The sequence below is a fragment of the Pseudomonas sp. TH32 genome, assembly GCF_016650855.1.
Taxonomy (GTDB): domain Bacteria; phylum Pseudomonadota; class Gammaproteobacteria; order Pseudomonadales; family Pseudomonadaceae; genus Aquipseudomonas.
The window spans coordinates 5669940-5690277 of record NZ_JAEKFA010000002.1 but is presented as its reverse complement, the minus strand read 5'-3'; the positions used below and the strand labels follow the sequence as shown (position 1 = coordinate 5690277).

Annotated in this window: 15 protein-coding genes; 1 reads left to right on the top strand and 14 read right to left on the bottom strand. The window is 62.8% G+C overall.

Annotated features, from left to right (window positions below):
* Window positions 1-7: 7 nt before the first annotated feature.
* The 14 genes from JFV30_RS29800 to JFV30_RS29735 form a co-directional block, all read right to left on the bottom strand.
* On the bottom strand, window positions 8-1696 hold the full coding sequence (locus JFV30_RS29800; RefSeq protein ID WP_342215149.1) for a ShlB/FhaC/HecB family hemolysin secretion/activation protein: 1689 nt from the start codon (window positions 1694-1696) through the stop codon (window positions 8-10).
* A 334-nt stretch (window positions 1697-2030) separates the two neighbouring features.
* A complete protein-coding gene (gene pgaD / locus JFV30_RS29795) occupies window positions 2031-2519 on the bottom strand; it encodes a poly-beta-1,6-N-acetyl-D-glucosamine biosynthesis protein PgaD (RefSeq protein ID WP_201125841.1) in 489 nt (162 codons plus the stop codon).
* Window positions 2516-3862: a poly-beta-1,6-N-acetyl-D-glucosamine synthase gene (pgaC, locus tag JFV30_RS29790; protein WP_010168780.1), complete on the bottom strand. Its 1347-nt coding sequence runs from the start codon at window positions 3860-3862 to the stop codon at window positions 2516-2518. The genes pgaD and pgaC overlap by 4 nt, the downstream gene beginning before the upstream one ends.
* A gap of 3 nt (window positions 3863-3865) precedes the next feature.
* Window positions 3866-5863 (bottom strand): poly-beta-1,6-N-acetyl-D-glucosamine N-deacetylase PgaB, encoded by a 1998-nt coding sequence (gene pgaB / locus JFV30_RS29785; RefSeq protein ID WP_201125840.1) that lies wholly within the window; start codon window positions 5861-5863, stop codon window positions 3866-3868.
* Between the two features lie 12 nt (window positions 5864-5875).
* Window positions 5876-8329 (bottom strand): poly-beta-1,6 N-acetyl-D-glucosamine export porin PgaA, encoded by a 2454-nt coding sequence (gene pgaA / locus JFV30_RS29780; RefSeq protein WP_201125839.1) that lies wholly within the window; start codon window positions 8327-8329, stop codon window positions 5876-5878.
* Window positions 8330-8510: 181 nt separating this feature from the next.
* Window positions 8511-10007 (bottom strand): YdgA family protein, encoded by a 1497-nt coding sequence (locus tag JFV30_RS29775; RefSeq protein WP_201125838.1) that lies wholly within the window; start codon window positions 10005-10007, stop codon window positions 8511-8513.
* 122 nt (window positions 10008-10129) lie between these two features.
* Window positions 10130-10762, bottom strand: coding sequence for an NADH:ubiquinone oxidoreductase subunit N (locus JFV30_RS29770; protein ID WP_201125837.1), 633 nt, complete (start codon window positions 10760-10762; stop codon window positions 10130-10132).
* A gap of 81 nt (window positions 10763-10843) precedes the next feature.
* Window positions 10844-12286, bottom strand: coding sequence for an efflux transporter outer membrane subunit (locus JFV30_RS29765; protein ID WP_169386682.1), 1443 nt, complete (start codon window positions 12284-12286; stop codon window positions 10844-10846).
* On the bottom strand, window positions 12283-13173 hold the full coding sequence (locus tag JFV30_RS29760) for an efflux RND transporter periplasmic adaptor subunit (RefSeq protein ID WP_010168764.1): 891 nt from the start codon (window positions 13171-13173) through the stop codon (window positions 12283-12285). The genes JFV30_RS29765 and JFV30_RS29760 overlap by 4 nt, the downstream gene beginning before the upstream one ends.
* Window positions 13170-13379, bottom strand: coding sequence for a DUF1656 domain-containing protein (locus JFV30_RS29755; RefSeq protein WP_003218193.1), 210 nt, complete (start codon window positions 13377-13379; stop codon window positions 13170-13172). Before JFV30_RS29755 ends, JFV30_RS29760 begins: the two co-directional genes overlap by 4 nt.
* Window positions 13376-15454, bottom strand: coding sequence for an FUSC family protein (locus JFV30_RS29750; RefSeq protein ID WP_201125836.1), 2079 nt, complete (start codon window positions 15452-15454; stop codon window positions 13376-13378). Before JFV30_RS29750 ends, JFV30_RS29755 begins: the two co-directional genes overlap by 4 nt.
* Window positions 15451-15882: a MarR family winged helix-turn-helix transcriptional regulator gene (locus JFV30_RS29745; protein WP_010168758.1), complete on the bottom strand. Its 432-nt coding sequence runs from the start codon at window positions 15880-15882 to the stop codon at window positions 15451-15453. Before JFV30_RS29745 ends, JFV30_RS29750 begins: the two co-directional genes overlap by 4 nt.
* 154 nt (window positions 15883-16036) lie before the next feature.
* A complete protein-coding gene (locus JFV30_RS29740) occupies window positions 16037-16282 on the bottom strand; it encodes a DUF2789 domain-containing protein (protein ID WP_076015581.1) in 246 nt (81 codons plus the stop codon).
* A 75-nt stretch (window positions 16283-16357) separates the two neighbouring features.
* Window positions 16358-17965 carry a glycosyltransferase family 39 protein gene (locus JFV30_RS29735; RefSeq protein ID WP_446739868.1) on the bottom strand — a complete coding sequence of 536 codons (1608 nt, stop codon included), beginning with the start codon at window positions 17963-17965 and terminating at the stop codon, window positions 16358-16360.
* Window positions 17966-18174: 209 nt separating this feature from the next.
* On the opposite strand from JFV30_RS29735, the gene JFV30_RS29730 reads away from it, so the two are divergent.
* Window positions 18175-20337 carry an outer membrane assembly lipoprotein YfiO gene (locus JFV30_RS29730; RefSeq protein ID WP_201125835.1) on the top strand — a complete coding sequence of 721 codons (2163 nt, stop codon included), beginning with the start codon at window positions 18175-18177 and terminating at the stop codon, window positions 20335-20337.
* Window position 20338: the final 1 nt, after the last annotated feature.

Sequence of the window (20338 nt, the reverse complement as noted above, 5' to 3'; positions counted from 1 at the left end):
CGGTGAATTACAGGAAGAAGTCCATACGGAAGTAGATCGGCGCTTCGCGCTCGCTGAGCGCGGCCGGTCGTTCCAGGGAGTGGGCGAACGTCACGCTGGTGCTCACGTACTTGCCACGGGCAAACAGCTCCAGGGAGTTGCTCGACACCCGGCCATGATTGGTTCCGTTGTAGCGGTCGTTGCGGATCACACCCTGGTCGTAGCCGACACTGGCGCCGTATTCGGCAAACGCCGGGCGCATCCAGTTCCAGGTCACCGGCCGCGCCCAGCGCAGGTCGTTGCGCCAGTAACCGCCGCTGTCACCCGTCAGTTGCTGATCCTTGATGCCGCGTATCGACGATGAACCACCGAGGCTGATGCGCTGGGGGGCGTACAGCACGTCTTCACTGCGCTGCCCGGTGGCCAGGCTGGTGAAACTGAATGACTCGCCCCACCACGTGAACGGCTGCAGGTAGCTGACGGTGGCGGTGTATTTGCGATAGTCCGGGGTGGGCGTGAGATTGCCGTAGGGGTCGCGGTACTGCTGGTTACTTTGGGCATCGAAAGCGCCGATGCCGTTTTGCATGCCGAGGTCGACGTTGATGAAGGCACTGCCGATCCGCCGCCCGTGGTTGATGCCCAGTTGCAACTCGCTGAGGCGGTTGCTGCTGACACCCAGGCGTTCACCGAGGGCGTAGTTGTTGGTGCGCAAATGCGATACGCCGACGTTGACCGAGGTCTTGCTCAAGTCGTCGCGGTGGATGACGCGTTCGGCGCGCAACTGGTGGTTCTGGCTGTCGCCCGACTGCTTGAACTTATACCCGTCGGAATCACCCAAAGCGCGGTAATCACTCTGGTTGTAGGTATACGTGAAGTTCCACCAGCCCCAGGGTACGTTGTAATACAGCATGCTGTTTTTCGAGGTTTTCTGGTGATCGCTGATGGCATCATGGCCGCCGCGCAGCACCAGCTGATCGGCCAGGCCCAGCGGGCTGTCCCACTCAAGGCCGGCGCCCCACTGCTGTTCGCCAGTGCTTTTCTGCCCGTCGTTGTTGCGTGAAAGCATCGCGCGCCAGGGCTTTTGCGGGACGTTCTTCACCAGCACTTCGCTGCCGCCTACCTCGGTGCCAGGGGCCAGTTCCATCTGCGACTGTTTCGACGGCAGGCGGCTCAACTGGTCCACCAACTGCTCGATTTCCCGCAGGTTGAGTTGCTCGCCGACCTTGCCGGGAAACGCCATGGCCAGCTCGCGTTGGGACAGGTTGCTGCCGTCGGCGCCCTTCAGGCCTTCGAGTTTGCCCTCCACCACCAGCACGCTCAGGTGGCCGCTGGACAGGTCCTGTTGTGGCAGGTAGGCGCGACTGGTGACCATGCCTTTGTCGATGTAGTAATCGGTGATTGCCTTGAGCAATTCATTGAGCTGGGAAACCCCCAGGCACTGGCCGTTGTAAGGCTTGAGCAAGCGCGCACGGTCAGTGTCGGAGAGGCTGTCGGCGCCCTTGATCTGAATGTCTTTGATCGGGAAGCAACGGGTGTCGGCCGGGGTGGCAGGCGCCTGGGGTTTGGCTTCTTTGCCGGGCAGGTCCTTGAGTTCTTCAAGGCGCCGCTGCTGTTCTTCCAACAGGCGGTTTTGACGGTCGCGAATCAGGTCCTGATCACCAGGCGTGGGTGCTGCGGCCGCGCTGTTTAGAAAAAACAGGCAAGCGAGGCAATACACAGCAAATACCGAGTCCGTGGCAATAACATGTTCGATCCGTCGATAAACAAGGGGCGGCAAACTAACATCGAACTCCGCAACGGCCAAAACCGCGGCTTAGTTGGAAATTCAAAATAATTAGTTCGTAAGCTGCTGATTAACAACAACTAAAAAATTTATCAGTGAATGCAGTTATATGTCCTGAACAATTATTCCGACAAACGGCAATTCTTTTGATACTCACCCGACACAGACTTCAACAAATGCCACTAATTAGCCATCAAGCTTGTGCCGAGTTAAGTTAGTAACTGTAATACGAGAAAAGTTCGGGTTAATTTTGTGAATTGGATCCCATTTATCGGCCTGAAGCCTCTTTGACCCGCTCATGCCCCGGCACCAGCTTCAATCCTGCCCGCTCGACATGCCGCGACACGTGCGCGGTCACCTCCTGCACCCCGCCTTCGTGGTCGTTATGAATCACCAGCACACCCGGGCGACGCAGTTGCTCCAGGTCGCCTTCGCCCAGGCTGAAGCTATGGCTCAGGCGTTGGTCGCTCAAGGCTTTGGCCGCCGAGCGCCGCTGGGCAAACCGTTTGCCGCGTCGCTGCTGGTAACGTGCCCAACTGATCAGCACCACCGCGTTGAATACGGCGATCCACAGGTAGATCTGCAAGGTTTCCATCGCCGCAAAAATCGGTGCTTCGACCCGGGGGCCGCCGTGGCTGTCGAGCATCGGTAGCAGCCCGCGCACCAGCAGGATGATCAGGCCGGCCCAGGCCAGCAGGGTCAGAAATACGTCGATTGCCCACATCACCGGGCGCTGTTGGGTACGGATCAGGTTCATGGTTGCAGTTCCTTGGTGGGGGCTTTGATACCGCGATCCGGGCTGACCCAGCGCGCGCGTTTCTGGTGTTGGCGGAACAGCACTTTGGGGAAGCTGACCAGCGTGGTGAACAGGCTCACCAGCCAGAACACCAGCGGGTACCAGACGGTCCAGAACAGGGTTTTCCACAGGCCCTTTTCATAGCGCCGGTCGATCATGATGCTCACCGCGAACTGCACCAGGCACACCACCGCCAGGAGCAGGCCGGTAAAGGCCGGCGGCATCAGCGAGTCGACGGCAATGGCGGCGGGCAGCGTCACGACTTTGCCCACGGCCCAGAAAATCACCGAGAGCAAAAAGGTGAAGGCCCAGCCGGTGGACAGGCAGTACTCGAACAGCAGTGGCCACAGGTAGCGATGGCGCCATTGCCAGATGCCCCGGATGTTCTTGAACAGCACTTCGGCGCCGCCCTGGGCCCAGCGCAGGCGCTGCTTCCACAGGCCGCCGAGGGTTTCCGGCATCAGGATCCAGCACAAAGCGCGGGGCTCGTAGAAGATGCTCCAGTGGTCCAGCTGCAGCTTCCAGCTCACGTCGATGTCTTCGGTGATCATGTCGGTGCTCCAGTAATCGACCCGGTCCAGGGCCGCCCGCCGAAACGCCACCACCACGCCGGAGACGGTGAAGATCCGCCCGAATACCCGTTGGGTGCGCTTGATCAAACCGATGATCGAAGAGAACTCGCCCACCTGCACCCGGCCGATCAAGGTCGAACGCGTACGAATCCGCGGGTTGCCGGTGACGGCCCCCAGGCGCGGGTTGTCGAGCATCGGCGCCACCAGGTACGCCGCCGTGTTCGGCGCGAGCAACGCGTCGCCGTCGATGCACACCAGATATTCACTGCGCGCCGCCACCGCGCCCATGCGCAGGGCCACGGCCTTACCCTGGTTCTGCGCCAGGTGCAGCACCCGCAGGCGCGGTTCTTTCAGGGCCAATGCATCGAGCACGGCGGCGGTGTTGTCGCTGGAGCCGTCGTTGATCGCGATCACTTCGATGTTGCGGTACTGCTGGGCCAACGCGGCGCCGATGGTCTCGGCGGCGTTGTCGCCTTCGTTGTAGCAAGGGATCAGGATCGAGATCAGCGGTTCGCCGGCCAATACCGGCGCCGGGGTATCGTCAGCCCACGGCCAATGGCGCTCCCAGTGCAGCCAGAAGTACAGGCCGCCGGCGATCCACAAGCCGGACATGAACAGTGGATAGAAGAACACGAAGTCCATCAGGAACTGCCCGGTGACCAGAAAGATCAGGCCCAGGGGCACACCCAATACCAACGACAAGACAATAAGCGCGAGGATTCTGTCGAACATGAGTCAAGGATTCCACTGGTTGGAAAGGGCCGGACGCACGGTTTTCAGATCCGGCGAATTCTCCAGGAAGTTGTCGGGGTAGTAGCCAAAACTGGTCACGCCCTGACGCTTGAGTACGCCCATCCACTCGGCCATTTGTGCGCCGGAAAGGTCCGGGGCGGCCGGGGTGCGCCAGTCCTTGGCTTGCAACTCGAAGACGGTGCGGTGCAGTGCACCGGGGCGGGCCTTGACGGTGGCCACAAGCTTTTCCAGCCAGGCGTTGGAGCCCTTCAGGTCCTGGCCTTCCATCAACGGCATGGCCATCGGCGCGGTCCAGTCGTAGCTGGTGAGGAAGTCGTCGAGGTTCTGCGCGAACCAGGCTTCGCTGCCGGGGTTGAGCATCGGCTCGGCGAAGATATTGCGTGCGGTCTGCACTTGCGGGCCGCGCAGCGTGCGGACCTTGGCCGTCAGCTCATGGGTGAAGTCGATGAGGTAGCGGCTCTTGAACCGGGTCCAGCGCTGCATCACCGCAGGGTCGGCGCGCAGGGCTTCGATGGTGTCGGGCAGGCCGTTGGCGGCGTAGGCCTTGAGCGCCAGCGGGCTGGCATCTTCAAAGTCCGACAGCACCGCGTCGTCGTGGAACAGCACGCCGTCGATGGCACTGGTGCGGGCCAGGTCTTCGTAGATCTCACCGATGACCTGCCGCACTTTCGGATCAAACGGCGACAGGCGCTGGTACTGGTCCGGGTCGATGGCGACCTTGCCGGTTTCCGGGTCCCAGCGGGTGACGCGGGGCAGCTTCGAATCGAGGGCGAAACTGAGCACCGGCATCCAGGCAAACACATTCACATGAGCCCGGGTGCGCAGTTGCCAGGTGACGCGGTTGAACAGGTCGGCGCGCACCGGCAAATGGCGGTTGGGGAAGTACAGCGAACGCACCAGGCCGTCGCCCTTGGGGTCGGCGAAGGCTTGCAGGAACACGGTGCTGGCGCCCATGTCGACCACGCGCTGGATCAGCTTGTCGAGGTTGCGCACCTGTTGTTCCGGGTCCGGGTCGTAGACGTTGTCCAGGTCCACATGCAGCACCCGCAGCGGCGCTTCGGCCTGGGTCGCGACGATGGCGTTGGCATAGTGCTCGCCGTCCGGGTCGGAGGCCACGAGGAAACGCGGGCTGCTCATCAGGTTGCCGAGGCTGTCGAGGCCGTCTTCCAGGGTCAGGGCCATCTGGTAGCCCTGCTCGCCCACCACGGCCAATGAGGTACCGTCGGCAGCGCCATACGGCCACACCCAGACACGCGGGGCCTTGCCGGTGACGGCGCGGATCTTGTTGGAGATCGCCGTGACGTCGGTGCGCATCCGCGCCTGGAACTGGGCTTCGGTTTCGTAGCGGTTGGTCTTTGGATCAAAGCGTCGCGTGGTAGCGGCCGGTTGCAGGTTGCCCTGGGGGTTAGCGAGCACGCCCTTGTGATTGGCGTCGGTGTGGGCGGCGATTTCCACCAGGCCGGACTGGGCGATTTCGCGCACCTGCTGCCAGGTCAGGAAGTCCGAACGCGGCCGTGGCGTTCCGGCGAAATCCACCGGTTGGTTCAGCGGCGTATCCACCCACGAACCCACCGGCGCCAGCAGCGCGTGCCAGTTATAGCTGCGCAGGATCGGCATCACACGGGTGTAGAAGCTCGCGTAGCCGTCATCGAAGCTGAGCATGATCGCCTTCGCCGGCAGCGCCGGACCACCGCTGCGGGCCGCCAGGATTTGGTCAACGGTGACCGGCTGGTAGCCGTTCTCCCGCAGCCACGCCAACTGCTCGATCAAGCGTTCGGTGCGCACCGCCACCACTGCCTGATCGGGGTCGCGGTCCTCAATGTCGTGGTAGGCAATACCGAGAAAATGATTCTTCGGCCACGGCGCTTCGCTGGCAGGCTTTAGCCGCTCGGCGGGTGGAGTGAAAGGCGCGGGTTGCTGGGCGCAGGCGCTGCTCAGCATTAACCCCAGGGCCAACAGGCAACGGGACAAGACAGGCATGATCGGACTCTTCTAGAAGCGGTAGGTGAGGTCGACGATCAGGCGCAGGTCGCTTTCGCGCTCACCGTCATAAGGTCGGCTGATCCAGCTGAGGTTGGCACCGGTTTCGAGCACGTCGTTCCAGCGGAAACGCTGGCCGTAGCCCACCAATGCAACGCCGCCGGTGCCGTAATCGCGCTGGCTGTAAGTGCCCGCACCCACCTGGAACTGCTGGTTCCATTGGGTCTCGTAGCGGTGGTAGAGCACGTGGTTGACGGTGGCCGTGGGCAGCACGCTGAAGTCCGAGCGCGGGTTGAAGTACGGCGTGTCTTCCTTGGTGTTGCGGCTGGCGCCGACTTCCAGGCCGAGGTCGACCTGCACCCCCGGCGAGCTGTACACGCCCTGCCGACCGGTGAGCAGCGCTTCGAGGCGGTTGTTGCCGTCGCTGAAATGGGACGGGCTCAGGGCCAGTTTCCATTCGCGGCTTTCATTGGCGCGCCAGCGGATAAAACCGCTGCCGCCGTTGGCGGTGATGTCGGCGTTCAGCGCCCGCAACGGGGTGCTGGCGGAGAGGTAGTCGAGGCTACCGCCGTACTGCCATTGGTCATTGATGTCCCGGGCAATCGCGACCCGCGCGCCCTGCTTGGAGCCAAAGCCGTAGGAGTGATTGGACACCTCGGCTTCCAGGGTCATGTCGCGGGTGCGCCGCTCTACGCCGAGCCGCTGCCAGCGGTGCTGGCCGGTGCCTTCTTCGAAATCGGCGGTGGCGTAGCCGGCACCGCCGAACACCCGCCAGTCTTCATCGATGGGCGGGCTGTAGAGCAAGGTTTCGATACCGAAGTCGCGACTGCCGGATACCGCGCCCGCGCCGTTATCACCGCCACCATTGCTTTTGCCGGTGTAGGCCTCGACGCGCAATTCGGCCATGTCGTGCACATCCCGCAGGCGGCTGAGGCGCTGTACCTGGCGGTTGTCCGGCGCGCGGTCAACCACGTCGTCGGTGAGTGCGTCGAGCTGGCGCCACTCCTGCAAATCGAGGGCAGTGTGGCCTTGGGAAACCTCCAGGCCGATGTCGCGCGGGGCCTGGGCTTCGGTTTCCTTGAGGGTGTTTTCGGCGCGCCGAGGCCAGTCACGGGCACGGTACATGTCGGCCTGGGCCAGGCGCAGGCCGATATTGCCGGGAGCCTGTTGCACCAGGGCTTCCAGGCCTTTTTCGCTGGCGGGCAAGTCGGCGCCATAGGTACCGGCCTGCGCCGCTAATTGTTGGGCGTCCATCCACGCGTCGTTGGGGTTGCCGATGGGCAAGCCCTTGAGTTCGACCCGGGGTTTCTGGGTGCTCGCCAGGTTGTCGGCGACTTCGCGGGCTTGCGCCACTTGATCGTTTTCGAGCAAGGCGTAGAACAGCGCGGTGCTGTCTTCGACGTGATCGCCGGCGTCCGCGTCGCTCGCCGCCAGGGCCTGGCGATACAGAGGCGCGGCCTTTTCCGGCTGGCGCTGGTCGAGGTAGGCGGCAGCGACCCAGCGCAGGGCGTAGGTCGGCAGTTGTACGCCTTCGCTCTTGAGCACTTCGTAATCGCGGATCACCTCGGCGGTGCGCGCCCGGGCTTTCAACGCGCCCAGGCGGTCGATGCGCCAGCGCACCACGTCGTCATGGGCGCTGGCCTGCGGCGTCCAGGTGGCGAGCAGTTGGTGGTAATCCTTGAGGGCGCGGTCAGCAATCACGTAGCGCTCTTTTTCACTGCGGGTCGCGAACTCGGCCATGCGCACGCGTTCGGCCGCCAGGTCGCCTTCGAGGCGGCGCTGGGTGACCGGGTCCAGCAGGCCCGGGCGTTTGGCAGCCAGGCGCAGGGCCGGCTCCGGCAGGCGTGCGCGTTGCAGGGCGACGATGTATTCGCGGGCGACTTCGGGTGTGTTGCCGGCACGGATGAAGGCCTGGTCGAATTCGAACAGTGCGTCGTAGGTAAAACCTGCGCGGGTCAGTGCGTAGCCCAATGCCATGCGGCGGTCGGCGTCGTCGGGCTTGGCGGCCACCAGGGCGCGGGTGCGCTGCACGGCTTCGGCGGTCTGGCCGGCATCCGCCTGGGTCAGGGCCAGGCCCAGTTGCAGGTCCGGGTTATTCGGTTCGCGTTGCAGCGCCTGGCGGTACACGGCAAGCGCCGGTTCCCAACGCTGCTGGTTGCGATAGGTGCGGGCAACGGTGGCCAGCGCTTGGGTGGTGAGGGTGCGAGTGCGGCCCTGGGCCTCGTAGACCGTCAGCACCTCGGCGTCCTGGCGCGCCCAGCTGGCGATCAGCAGATGATCGCTGACCTGCCCGGGCGTCTGGCGCTCGGCGGGCAATTGGCGCAACAGGTTGAGGGCCGGACCGTAGTTGCCGCTGCGGGCCTGGTTGATCAGCGAATCATAGGCCGCATCGGCCGAGGCCACGACGGGCCACAGCAACTGGCCGCACAGGGCCAGGCGGATAAAGGGATGAACATTACGCGACATGTCGTCAGCTTCCTCACCTGGGAAAGCCGGAGCGATAAATTCACCTGCACGACACACCAGGCGGCCGACATCTGATGACGCGGCCAAGCTTTCCTGGGGCGCAATATCCTTGAGAGGGGTATAAAAAAGGCCAATTCAGAACAATTGTTCAGAATTGGCCTACATCACTTTGAGCCGAGTCTTATTGAGCGCCGCTGACCGCGCCGAACTTGCCCAGTACAAAACCAATGAATTGCTCGACGGTCATTTTCTGCCCGTTGAAAGTCACTTCATTGTTGGCGTAGTGCAGCTTGGAAACGATATCGGTGCCCACCAGGGTCGCCAGTTGAGTGCCCACGGCCATGCCGCCGATCATCTCGCTGGCCGCCTGGGATTGCTGCTCGATGGCTTTCGGGTCGGTCACACCACCGATCTGCGCTTGCAGGCCGGCAACGTCCTGGATCATCGGCTTGGACAGGGTCAGGTTGGCGTCCAGCAGGGCAACGATTTGCTTGCCCAGTTCAACCGGCGGCAAGTCCATGCTCGACGGCTTGGCCAGGTCTACCACCAGGTTGAAGCGGCTTTCGCCATTGGTGGTTTTCAGCGACAGGTTTTCTACCGCCACTTGCGGCTTGGCAGCCAACAGTTGGTCGACGTTGGACTGGGCCAGGGCTTGCTCGGCGTCAGTCAGTTGCAACTCAGGCACGGGCTGGCCGGCAGCGGCAGCGGCTTGGGCCGGTTGGACCTTTTCCTGGTAGAGCTTGGTCAGTACCAGCATCGACGGGATGTCGACGTTCTTCATGCTGACCGCCATGGCCGCCGAACCCACTGGCTTGCCCTGGTAACCGATCTCGTCGATCTTGTAGTCGACACGGCCGGCCAGGTTGTTGTCCTTGGTTTCGCTGCTGTCTTTCTGCTCAAAGTTCTTGAGGGTCAGCACCGCTTGTTGCGGGCCGAAGGTGACCTTGGTGTTGGTCAGTTCGACGGTGTTTTGCCCGGTGTAGAAACCAAAGGTGGTTTTTTCCAGGTTGCTGGCAATGGTCAGGCCGCTCAACTCGGCATCCAGCTTGGCGTTGTTGGCGTCGGTGACCGAGACCTTGAGGCTGTCCATGTAGCCGCTGGCCTTGACCTTCTTGCCTTCGGCGGTGGAGTCGAAGTCCAGGTTGGCACCGGAGAAGCTCACGGCCGACTTGTCGTCCTTGAGTTCCAGGGGCAGCAGTTCAACGTTGCCGCTCACCGAGCGGTTGTAGCCGATGTTGGCCACGCCTTTGAGTGGCGACACGTCTTTGCTGGCGGCAAACCATTTTTCGGTGGTCGGGTTTTTCTCAAGCTCATAGTGACTGGTGGCCATGACGGGCAGCCACTTCAGCGACACCAGGCGCGAGAACGGCAGCGGGCCGTGTTCGATATGGTCGACGAACAGCAGTTCGGTATCCTGGTGGTTTTCGCCGAACACCGCGCCCTGGGCCTTGAGGCGATAGTGGGCGGTGCTGCTGAACAGCTGGCGGTCGAGGGAGACCAGTTCGAGGGTCACCGTGCCGTCGACGCCGGCCATGGAGGTCTGCAGTTCCTTGTTGGCGTCCTGGATGGCGGTTTGCAGCACCGGCTCCAGTTGCTTGCCGGTGTACCAGGCACCGCCTGCGCTGATTGCACCAATGGCGACGACGATACCCAAGAGAACGACTGCTGGCTTATTCATGTAGTGACCTGATCAAATCCTGTGAAGTGGGCTGTCTTCCCTGAACCCCGAAGGGTGTCGGCTCAAGCCCGCCGAAATCCGGGGAAGATTAGCATAGGCACCCAATCACAGTGGAAGGTCCCTCAGGAATACTCGGTTTCGATCTCATCGAGTTGATGATCGAAGCTCTTCAGCCGCGCCGTCCACGTATACACCAGCACTTCAAACTCACGGTGAATCACCGCATTGCCCGGTGTATCGGACTTGGGATCGTAAAAATCCAGCTGGTACCGCTCCCGCGCCATGGCGGTGGCCACGTCGGATAATTCCCGCGCGTTATTCAGCCAATGCCGTCCGTCGGCGACCTGCCGGTCGAGCATCACGCATTGTTTTTTCAGGGCTTCGAGGCTTTTTTCCAGCGGCGTGCCGGTCAGCTCACCCATGACTTCCTGGAACGTACGCCCCGGCTGCCAGTAACTGCCCCAGAAGTAGCGGTCGAACACGGTCTCGACCCGGCGCAGGGCAACCTTGGTGTCCCAGATCGCCACGCGGGTCTTGCCTTGTTCCAGAAGTCTTCGCTTGATGCACTGGCCCTGGTAGGAGGCCCAGGCCACCACGCCAATGGACAACACCGCGATCAGCGCGCTGGCGCTGTCGAGGAACACCATGGCCTTGTCGATCTGATGGGCCAGCATGATGCCGTAGAAGTAAGTCGCCGATAGCAACACCAGTGCGAAGAACACGCACCAGAAAGCGGGAGCATAAGGGTTTTTCATTATTGGAATCCCCATGAGCAAACGCGAGCAGTGACCAGCAGGCCATCACGGCGGCCTGCTGTTCAAAGCATAGCAATCAGCTCAGGGTTTGCTGGCTTGTGTGGCTTGCGTTCGTCCACTTTCCCAACCGCCGCCCAGGGCCAGGAACAAATCGATCTGGCTCATGGCAACCTGGGTATTCGCCGCTGCCAGCTGCGCCCGCACGTCGGTGTAGGTGCGGGTGGCTTGCAGGTCGGCCAGGAACGAGGCGCGGCCGGCCTGGAAGAAGCGGTGCGTCTGCTCCGCCGCCTCTTTGGCCGACGCGCCGGCATCGGCCAGGGCATCACGGCGTTGCAGTTGGGCGGTGTACTGCGCGAGGCCCGTCTGGGTTTCGCGGATGGCATTGAGCACCACGCCGTCGAAGTGCGCCAGGGCGCCCTGGGTCGCGGCTTCGGCCTCGTGGATGCGCGCACGGGCGCCGTTGGTCGGCAGTGTCCAGCTGATCAGCGGGCCAAAGCCCCAGCGGTTGGTGGCTGGCGTGCCCAGGTCATCCAGGATACCGACGGTGCCCACGGTGGCGCCGATGCTGATATCCGGGTACAGCGCGCCGGTGGCCACACCGATTCGCGCGGTGGCCGCCGCCAGTTGGCGTTCAGCCTGGCGCACGTCAGGGCGACGCTTGAGCAGCGTGGCGCCATCACCTACCGGCAGCAATTGCGCGATATGCGGCAGCTCGGCGCATTGGGCGGTGCCGGCCGGCAGTTGATTCAGCGGCTTGGCCAGCAACATCGACAGGCGGAACAGCCCGGCCTGGCGCAGTGCTTCATAGCGCGGCATTTCGGCGCGCAAGGATTTGTATTGGGTTTGCGAACGGGTGACCTGGGTTTCATCACCGCGACCGGCGTCCCGCAGGCGCTGGGTCAGGTGTGTGCTCTGGGCTTGAAGGTCCAGGGACTCGTTGGCGATCGCCAGCTCTTCATTGGCCGCGCACACCTGGGTGTAGGAACGCACCACGTCCGCCACCAGGGTGATACGGGCGATATCGGCCGCCGCCTGGGCCGCATCGGCACTGGCCTGGGAGCTTTCAATGCCGCGCTGCAGGGTGCCGAACAAATCGAATTGGTAGGAGGTGCTGATGCTGGCACTGCCGATGTTGGCCACCGGGACTTTTTCCGTCAGCAGATAGGCTTCGCCGGACTCTTGCAGGCGCTGGGCTTCAGCCTTGGCGCCGGCACTCCAGCCGCCGGCAGACTCGGCTTGCTGCACCTGATAGCGCGAGCGCTGCAAGTTGGCCGCGGCCACCCGCAGGTCGGTGTTGGAGGCCATGGCCTGCTCCACCAGCTTATCCAGGCGCGGGTCCTGGTAGAGCTTCCACCAGTCCGCCGGCACCGGCGCCGACACCACATTGTTGCCCTCCCCGGCCAACTGGCCCTGAAGGTCACCGCGGTTCACGGCCGCCTTGTCCGGCAGCTTGTAATCGGGCCCCACCACTTGGCAGGCCGACAGCAACAACCCCAGCCCGGCGGTTGCTAAGAGCCGTTTCATGGTTTTTCCCCCGACTCGGGTTTGTCGCCGATGATCGACACGGTGGCGGTGCGCCCGGCGATCATGCGGAAGTCTGCCGGCACATCGTCAAACGCGATGCGCACGGGGATCCGCTGGGCCAGGCGCACCCAACTGAACGCCGGGTTGACGTTGGGCAGCAGGTTGGAGCCGCTGGTGCGGTCACGGTCTTCGATGCCGGCGACGATGCTCTGCACATGCCCGCGCAGGCGGGCGTTGTCGCCGATCACGCGGATGTCGACGCTCTGGCCAACGTGGATGCCGTCGAGCTTGGTCTCTTCAAAATAGCCGTCGATGTGGAAGGAATTGCTGTCCACCACCGACAACACCGGCCGCCCGGCGGTCACGAACTCCTGGTTACGCGGCGCACGGTCATTGATGTAGCCGTCCACCGGGCTGCGAATCACCGAGCGGTCCAGGTTGAGTTGCGCGGCATCCACCGCCACTTGCGACTCGGCCAGGGCCGATTGGGCACGGGCAACGCGGGACTGGCTTTCTTCCAGTTGTTCGCTGGCCACCAGGTTGCCCAGGCCACGGTTACGCTTGTTCTCGCGTACGGCCTGGGCCAGGGTTTCCTGGCGGTCGGCCACGGCGGCCTGGGCTTGGCGCAAGGCCAGCTTGAAGCGGTCCTGGTCGACGGAGAACAGCACTTGGCCGCGTACCACCAACTGGTTATCGCGCACGTCCACCTGCTGGATCAGCCCGGACACGTCCGGGGCGATCTGCACAATGTCGGCACGGATGTGGCCGTCACGGGTCCACGGCGCAAACATGTAGTACATCACCATGCGCCACACCACGACGCAGGCGAAGGTCACCACCAATAACGTCAGGACTACACGGCCGATGGTCAAAAAAGGTTTTTTCATGTCATGAGGTATCGACTGAGTGAATCCACTGCGCCCAGCAACAGAGCGTAGAGACCCACATTGAACAATGCCCGGTGCCAGACCAGGCGATAGAAGTGGACGCGGGTCAACAGCCCGTGCACCACCAGGTACAGCACATACGTAATGCCCATCAGCACCAGCAGCGTGGGCAGGAACACCCCGCTGATATCCAGATCACCGATCATAAAGGCGCTCCATCGGGTAACGGCGCTTCCATTTCTGTGCCGCCGAGAAACTCCACGCCCGGCAACAGCGACAGGCGCAGGCCGCTCAGGGCGTGCAGCAAGTGCAGGCGGGTTTCGTCTTCGCCTTGCAGGCCCTGGCCGTTGAGGGCGCGGCGGGTACGGTCGAGGGTCATCAGCAGACCGCTGGGGGCCGGCAGACGTTCACCGGCTTTCAGGCAGGCCTTGAAGTAACCGCCGACGCCTTCCACCACCTGGTTAAGCAGCACCCGCGGCACTCCGAGGATGCGTGGCGAGTAGGCCAGCAGGTCCAGCAGGTTCAGCGCCACGCGCACTTCGCGCAGGGCGATGCCGGTGTCCTGGCCGGTCATGGCCAGGCGCGGCAGGTGTTGCATCAGGCGGTCGAGCATTTGCACGCCCATCTTGCGGTGTTCGGCCAGGGTCGCAGGCTCCGTAAGGGTGACGATGTCGCGCCAGCTGAAACGGGTCAGGCGCTTGGCCGCCAGCTCGGCGCCGAACGGCCGTGCGATCAATGTCCAGACGAACGCGAACAACAAGCCCACCGGGCCGGCCAGGTTGGAGTTGGCGAAGGCCAGGAAGTCCGCGTCGTAGGCGCCCTGGATGCTGATGAACGACGAGGTGTTGACCAGCGTCAGCAGCATGCCCAAGTAGAAGCGCGGCTGTACCGTGAGCGTGCCGATGCAGATAAAGGGCACCGAAAACGCCAGGACCAGCATCGGGAAATCGTGCAGGTTGGGCAGCACCAGAAACAGGTACAGGCTGGCGAACAGCACCGACATCGCCGTCCAGAAAAAGAACCGGTAGATCTGCGGCGCGGGGTCATCCATGGAGGCAAAGAAGCTGCACGCGACTGCCGCCAGGATCACTGCGCTGCCGCCGTCGGTCCAGCCCAGCAGGATCCACAGCACCGAGGCGACGATGATCGCGGTGACGGTGGAAAACGCCGAGTAAAACATCAGGCCCCGGTCGAGGAACGGCGTCAGCCGGCCCAACCGCCAGTGGCGGTAGACCGCGCGCCAGTTGTCCTGGCTTTCGCACTGGATGGCGGCTTGCAGGCTGCGGCAGTCTTGCCATAAATCTACCCACTCGCCCAGGCGAAACAGGGCGTTGGAGAACAGCAACTGGTGGCGATCATCCAGGGCTTCGGCGTCGGGTTGCAGGGCTTCGATCTGGTCACGCAGCGCCCGCCAGCGTTCGAGGGGCGCGTCCTTTTGCGTGCTGTCCAGCCACTCGGTGGCGGCGCTCAGCAGCGGCGTGAAGCGGTCGAGCAACTCCGGGGCGCGGTGTTCCAGGGCATACACGGCGTCGTCGAGGGCGTCGATCACCGGCAGCAGGTGGATCATCCGCCCACGCAGCTCCTTGGTGTTACGCACCGTTTGCGGCCGGGACCCCTCGTGGGGCAGTTGGCCGATCATCAATTCCAGGGTGTTGAAGGTGGCGACCATGCCACCGCGCAAGGTGCTGATTTCTTCGGGTTGCACGTTGCGGCTGAGGAAGCGCTGGCTGTAGACCTGCGCGTCGGCAAACCACTTGCTCACCGCATCATCAAACACCGGCGCCAGCCGTCGCGGCCAGAACATCGCCCCCACGACTGCCGCCACGGCGATGCCGAGGAAAATTTCTTCGGTTCGCGCTTCCGCCACGTCCCACACCGCCAGCGGGTTATCCACTACTGGCAGGGCGATCAGCGGCAAGGTGTAGCCGGCCAGCATCAACGCATAGCTGTTGGCGGTGCGCAGGTGCAGGGACAGGAACAGCAGAATCCCGGTCCACAGCGCGATCACCACCACCAGCACGTAAGGCGTCTGCACAAACATCGGCACAAAAAACACCGCGGCGGCGGCGCCCATGAAGGTGCCGACCGCCCGGTACAGCGCCTTGGAGCTGGTAGGGCCGACAAACGGGCTGGAAACGATATACACCGTGGCCATCGCCCAATACGGACGCGGCATTTGCATCAGCATGGCGATGTACAACGCGATCATTGAAGCGGCGAATGTCCTGACGCCATAGAACCAATCCCTGGCCGGCGGCATGCCGGTAAAAAATCCGTTCAAGAACTCACAACCATGGGATGTTGATTGGCGCCTTCGAAGGCCCGCAGCACACGCAGGGCAGCTTCCAGGTCATCGGGATCGATCGTCGCCAGCACCTCGCGGCGCAGGCGCACCAGTTGTTCCTCCACCGCCTGCACCAGCTCGCGGCCACGCTCGGTAAGGCTCAAGGCCTTGGCGCGGCGGTCGTGGATGTCTTCGGTGCGGCACACGTAGCCGGAGCTGCACAGCTGGTCCAACAGGCGCACCAGGGACGGGCTTTCCATCCCGGCGGCCTGGGCTACCTTCACCTGGTGCACACCGTCGCCGAGGCGGCCGATCATCAGCAGCGGCACGGCGCAGGCTTCGGAGATGCCATAGCTGACAAGCGTGGTCTGGCAGATTTTGCGCCAGGTCCTGGCACCTACCACCATGCTGCTGCTGATGTTCATCTGGAGTTGTTCGAGGGTCTGGGACACTGGACTATTCGCATACAGTTAGTTTGCTAACTATCAATATGGTCGATGGATCCAAAGCCGTCAAGTTTTGATACAAATTTTGGGATGGATGGTGGCGGCGCGAAGATGTGGGTCAGTAAAGCGGGTTTTAAACCCCGCGCCCCTCTCTCAACCGCAAATTCAACTCATCCACCACCTCCGCCCAATCCGCGTCCTCCAAAATCTCTTCACGCAAAAACGCGCGCTGGCCTGGCGTCCAGAAAAACGCATCCGCCAGATGCAGTTCGGGTTTGAGTGGGGAGTGGACAGCGATGAACCGCTCGATACTGACCGGGTCATCCGGCAAGCCGAGCTGTTTGAACAAGGATGGCAAGCTGTGGACCGGGGATTCCATGATGTGTTCCTGAAAAGAGGGTTCACCTGAGTCTAGCCCCCCAGGCGAACATAAACCTCTCAGGTGTTGCGCAGATTAGTCGCAGCCTTCGCGGTGCACACCCGCCGGCGCGTTACACAGCACGAAGAGCCGGGCGCGAGCGCCGCCGCCATCCTGCTGGCTGAGCTGGCGCCAGCCTGCCGGCAACGGGGCAAAATCATCCGGGCCGTCAGCGGCGCTGATCAGCCACACACGCTGGATGTCTGCCGGCAACGCCGACAAGCGATCGAGGTAGATGCGCCCGCCATCCTGGTCCACCAACGTGCCAAAACCATAGGCATTCGGCCGGGTCGATTTGCCGGCGGCGGTCGGTGGCGTGAAGAGCTGCAACTGGGCATCGGTCTCGTCGTAATAGACGTAGGGCAGGTACCAGAGCATGTCGCTGATGACGATGCGGTCATCTTCCTGATAGTTGCGGTTAACGAATTCCACCGCGACATTGAATTGATCATGCTCATCAACGGTGGCGTTGGTCTTCACGCCCACCAGCTCGATCCCGACAAACAGCACGAACAATGCGGCGCCCGCCAGCGTCAGGCGCGGCGACAGACGGTCGACAGCCAGCGCCACGATGATCGGCAAACTCATCGCGTACGCGGTGAGGTACCGCTCGATAAACACCGGGGAAATAAACGAAACCCCATAGACCAGCAGCACCGGCAGCATGAAAAAAAGCCCCAGCAGCCAGCCGAAGCGATAGCGGCTTTGATCGCGCCAGGCGGTCACGCCGACCAGCGCCACCAGCAATAACGGAAACACGACAAAGAGTGGCCGCCACAGGTGGTCGCCCGGGTCCTGAATCAGGAACTGCCACACCATCGACGGCACCGAATACAGGTTGACCGGGTCTTCCCAGCCAATATCCCCGCCCACCTTGAGCTCTTCGGTGTGCTGCACCAGGCCCAGCAGATTCGGCAGCCAGGACAAGTACAGCAACACAATGGCAACGTTGGCCAGCCACCAGCCCGGACGTGTGACAAGGCGCAGGCCGCCGGCCCGTGGCAGGCGCAGCAATACCAGCCATGCCCAGTGCACAAGTACGCACAAGGCGGTGAAGTAGTGGGTATAGAACGCCGCCGTCATTAACAGCGCATAGGCCACCAGGTACCGCTTGCGCTCAGGCTGGCGAACCCAATACACCAATGCCAGGGTCGCAGCCAGCAGCCACACACCCAGCAGCGAGTACATTCGCACTTCCTGGCTGTAGCGCACCGCCGTGGGCAGCAACGCCAGCAGAATCCCCGCCAGCACCGCCGCGCGGCGGGTCGCGATCAGCCGCGTCAGCCAGATGCCCAGGCCGACCGCGACCACGCCGGGGATCGCACTCATGCTGCGCAGGGAGAAAATACTGTCGCCAAACACCTCGATCCAGCCACGCAGCATGACGAAATACAGCGGCGGGTGAACGTCATGGGCGGCGTGAAACCACAGGTCTTCCAGGGAATACTCGGCAAGCAGCAGGCTTGAACCTTCATCGCCCCAGATCGCGGAGGCGGTCAAACCGTAGAAGCGCACGGCCACGGCCAACGCCAAAAGCGGCACCCACCACAATCGAGCGAGCCAGCCGGCGTTCTCCCACAGGCCAGGATTGAGCACGGGAAATGCCCCGGCCTTGTTGTCTTGTTCCGCCACAGAGCGTCGCACCTCTACTTCCTCACCTACTACTGAACTACGCTTGCGCGAACACCCGCCACTCTAGGTCAAAAGGCCTCGATTCGCCTGCTGTTTTGCGCGCATTTGAACAGCGATCCGCCAATCGGACAAATCTGAATTTTGCGCAGGGCTTCTCCGACGCTTTGGTGGGTTCACGCTATGATTGCCACCTTCCATGGATTCAGGATCAAGGACACTTCATGCGTATCGGTCTTCTGTCACCCCTGGCACTGACAGTGCTCGCCACCCTTCCCCTCCAGGCCCACGCCAGTGGCGATGATTCCTGCTACCCGGATTGGCGGGTGTCGCGTAACAGCCTGGACGTGTGCAGCAACCTGCCCTTCCTGAGCCCGGGCAATGACAGCCGGGTCAACCTGCGCCTGTTGCTGGCAGACAAGAACGTCATGCCGCTGGCGCCGAATGCCCTGGGCGAGCAGGACTTTTCCGAAGGCTTTGGCCAGGTGCCATTCCCGGTGTATCGGCTTACACCCGCCGCGGATGAGCCCGACAACACGCCCGACGACTCGCGCACCGCCGAACTGGACCAACTGCTGAGCCCGCTGGGCATCAAGCGCGATGACTACAAGACTGCGGGCGAGGCCTTCCTTTCCGGCGAAGGCAGCCGTTGCCGCAGTAACGCCGATGACAGCGCCACGGCGTTTATCAGCCAAGTGGTGAAAGCCGATGTACCGCAGGCCGAACGCCAATTGCTGGCCAAACTGCGGTTGCAGATGCTCGGCAGTTGCTCCTCCGACGGCGTAGCGGCAGGCGAGGCCGATCAAATTAAATCGACAGACGGCCAGGCATTGCTCGCCTACCTGCAAGCCGCCGGCGATTTTTACAGCGGGCGCTTCAGCGACGCACAAAAAGGCTTCGCGGCGCTGACGAGCAGCGCGCTGCCCTGGCTCAAGGAAACGGCGCTGTACATGACCGCCCGCACCGCGCTGAACGACGCCCAGCAAAATGCCTTCGACGAATACGGCACGCCGTCCCTTGAGCATGTGGATAAGTCCGCGCTGCAACGGGCCGAGAGTGGCTTCGACGACTACCTGAAAACTTATCCACAGGGCGACTACGCCGCCTCCGCCCGTGGCCTGCTGCGCCGGGTGCACTGGCTGGCGCCCAACCCCGACAAGCTGGCCAATGACTTTGCCTGGCAACTGACCCAGGCCACCGATGCCCAGCGCAACGTGTCGCTGGATGAACTGGTGCAGGAAGCTGACACCAAGCTGCTGACCAGCACCACCGCACCGGTGGGCAACCCGTTGATCCTGGCCCTCAACGACCTGATGTGGATGCGCGCTGGCGAGCCGCCGAAACTCACTCGCGAAGCCCTTGACGGGCAAAAGTCGATATTTGCCCAGGAGCCGGCGCTGTATGCCTATGTGCAGGCGGCGTTCGCGCTGTACGTCGAGCATCAACCCGACCGTGCCTTGAAGCTGTTGCCACAAGACGTACCGGCCAGTCTCGATTACTTCGCCTTCAGCCAACAGACCCTGCGCGGCCTGGCGCTGGAAGCCAAGGACGAATGGAAAGCCGCCGAGGCGTTGTGGCTGCAACTGCTGCCGCTGGCCAAGCAACCGCTGCAACGGGACCAGCTTGAGCTGGCGTTGGCCATGAACTACGAACGCAGCGGCCAACTGGCCAAGGTGTTCGCGGCCGACTCACCGATCAGCGCCAAGCAGGTGCGTTATATCCTGCTGCGCAATGTCGCCGGCCCTGAGCTGCTGCGCCAGCAGCTTGCCAATGCGGGCGACCCGGTAGAGCGCCAGACCGCGCAATTCACGCTGCTTTATAAAGACCTGTTGCGCGGCCAGTTCGAGACCTTTGCCGAGGACTTGAAACAGCTCCCCGCCTCGCCTCCCGACGACAAGCTCGGCACCAGCCTGGGCTACGTCTACAGCGGTGGCCAGTCGTTGAAACTGTTCCGCTGGAACGGCGACAAGGCCGAATCCGGCTACACCTGCCCGAGCATCGCGCAAATCGCCAGCACCCTGCAGGCCGACCCGAAAAACCCCCAGGGCCTGAATTGCCTGGGTGAATTCGTCCTGCGTAACGGCCTGGACGGCATGCCCCTGGAACAAGCGCGCTCCGCCGGCAGCCTGGGCAGTACGGCCTCGCCTTTCAAAGGTGAAACCTTTTCGCGGCTCGAAGGCTACAAGCGGGTGATCGGCAATCCCAAGGCACCGCATAACGACAAGGCCTACGCGCTGTTTCGCGCCATCAACTGCTACGGGCCTTCGGGCTACAACAGCTGTGGTGGCGAAGACGTCGACAAGGCCGTGCGCAAAGGCTGGTTCCGCCAGTTGAAAACCGGATTTGCCGATACCCAGTGGGGCAAGTCGCTGCAGTACTACTGGTAAG

Coding starts and splice junctions, on each gene's coding strand:
- JFV30_RS29775 (WP_201125838.1), bottom strand. CDS start 10,007: ATGAATAAGCCAGCAGTCGTTCTCTTGGGTATCGTCGTCGCCATTGGT.
- JFV30_RS29760 (WP_010168764.1), bottom strand. CDS start 13,173: ATGAAAAAACCTTTTTTGACCATCGGCCGTGTAGTCCTGACGTTATTG.
- JFV30_RS29765 (WP_169386682.1), bottom strand. CDS start 12,286: ATGAAACGGCTCTTAGCAACCGCCGGGCTGGGGTTGTTGCTGTCGGCC.
- JFV30_RS29755 (WP_003218193.1), bottom strand. CDS start 13,379: ATGATCGGTGATCTGGATATCAGCGGGGTGTTCCTGCCCACGCTGCTG.
- JFV30_RS29770 (WP_201125837.1), bottom strand. CDS start 10,762: ATGAAAAACCCTTATGCTCCCGCTTTCTGGTGCGTGTTCTTCGCACTG.
- pgaD (WP_201125841.1), bottom strand. CDS start 2,519: ATGAACCTGATCCGTACCCAACAGCGCCCGGTGATGTGGGCAATCGAC.
- pgaA (WP_201125839.1), bottom strand. CDS start 8,329: ATGTCGCGTAATGTTCATCCCTTTATCCGCCTGGCCCTGTGCGGCCAG.
- JFV30_RS29745 (WP_010168758.1), bottom strand. CDS start 15,882: ATGAACATCAGCAGCAGCATGGTGGTAGGTGCCAGGACCTGGCGCAAA.
- JFV30_RS29740 (WP_076015581.1), bottom strand. CDS start 16,282: ATGGAATCCCCGGTCCACAGCTTGCCATCCTTGTTCAAACAGCTCGGC.
- JFV30_RS29730 (WP_201125835.1), top strand. CDS start 18,175: ATGCGTATCGGTCTTCTGTCACCCCTGGCACTGACAGTGCTCGCCACC.
- pgaB (WP_201125840.1), bottom strand. CDS start 5,863: ATGCCTGTCTTGTCCCGTTGCCTGTTGGCCCTGGGGTTAATGCTGAGC.
- pgaC (WP_010168780.1), bottom strand. CDS start 3,862: ATGTTCGACAGAATCCTCGCGCTTATTGTCTTGTCGTTGGTATTGGGT.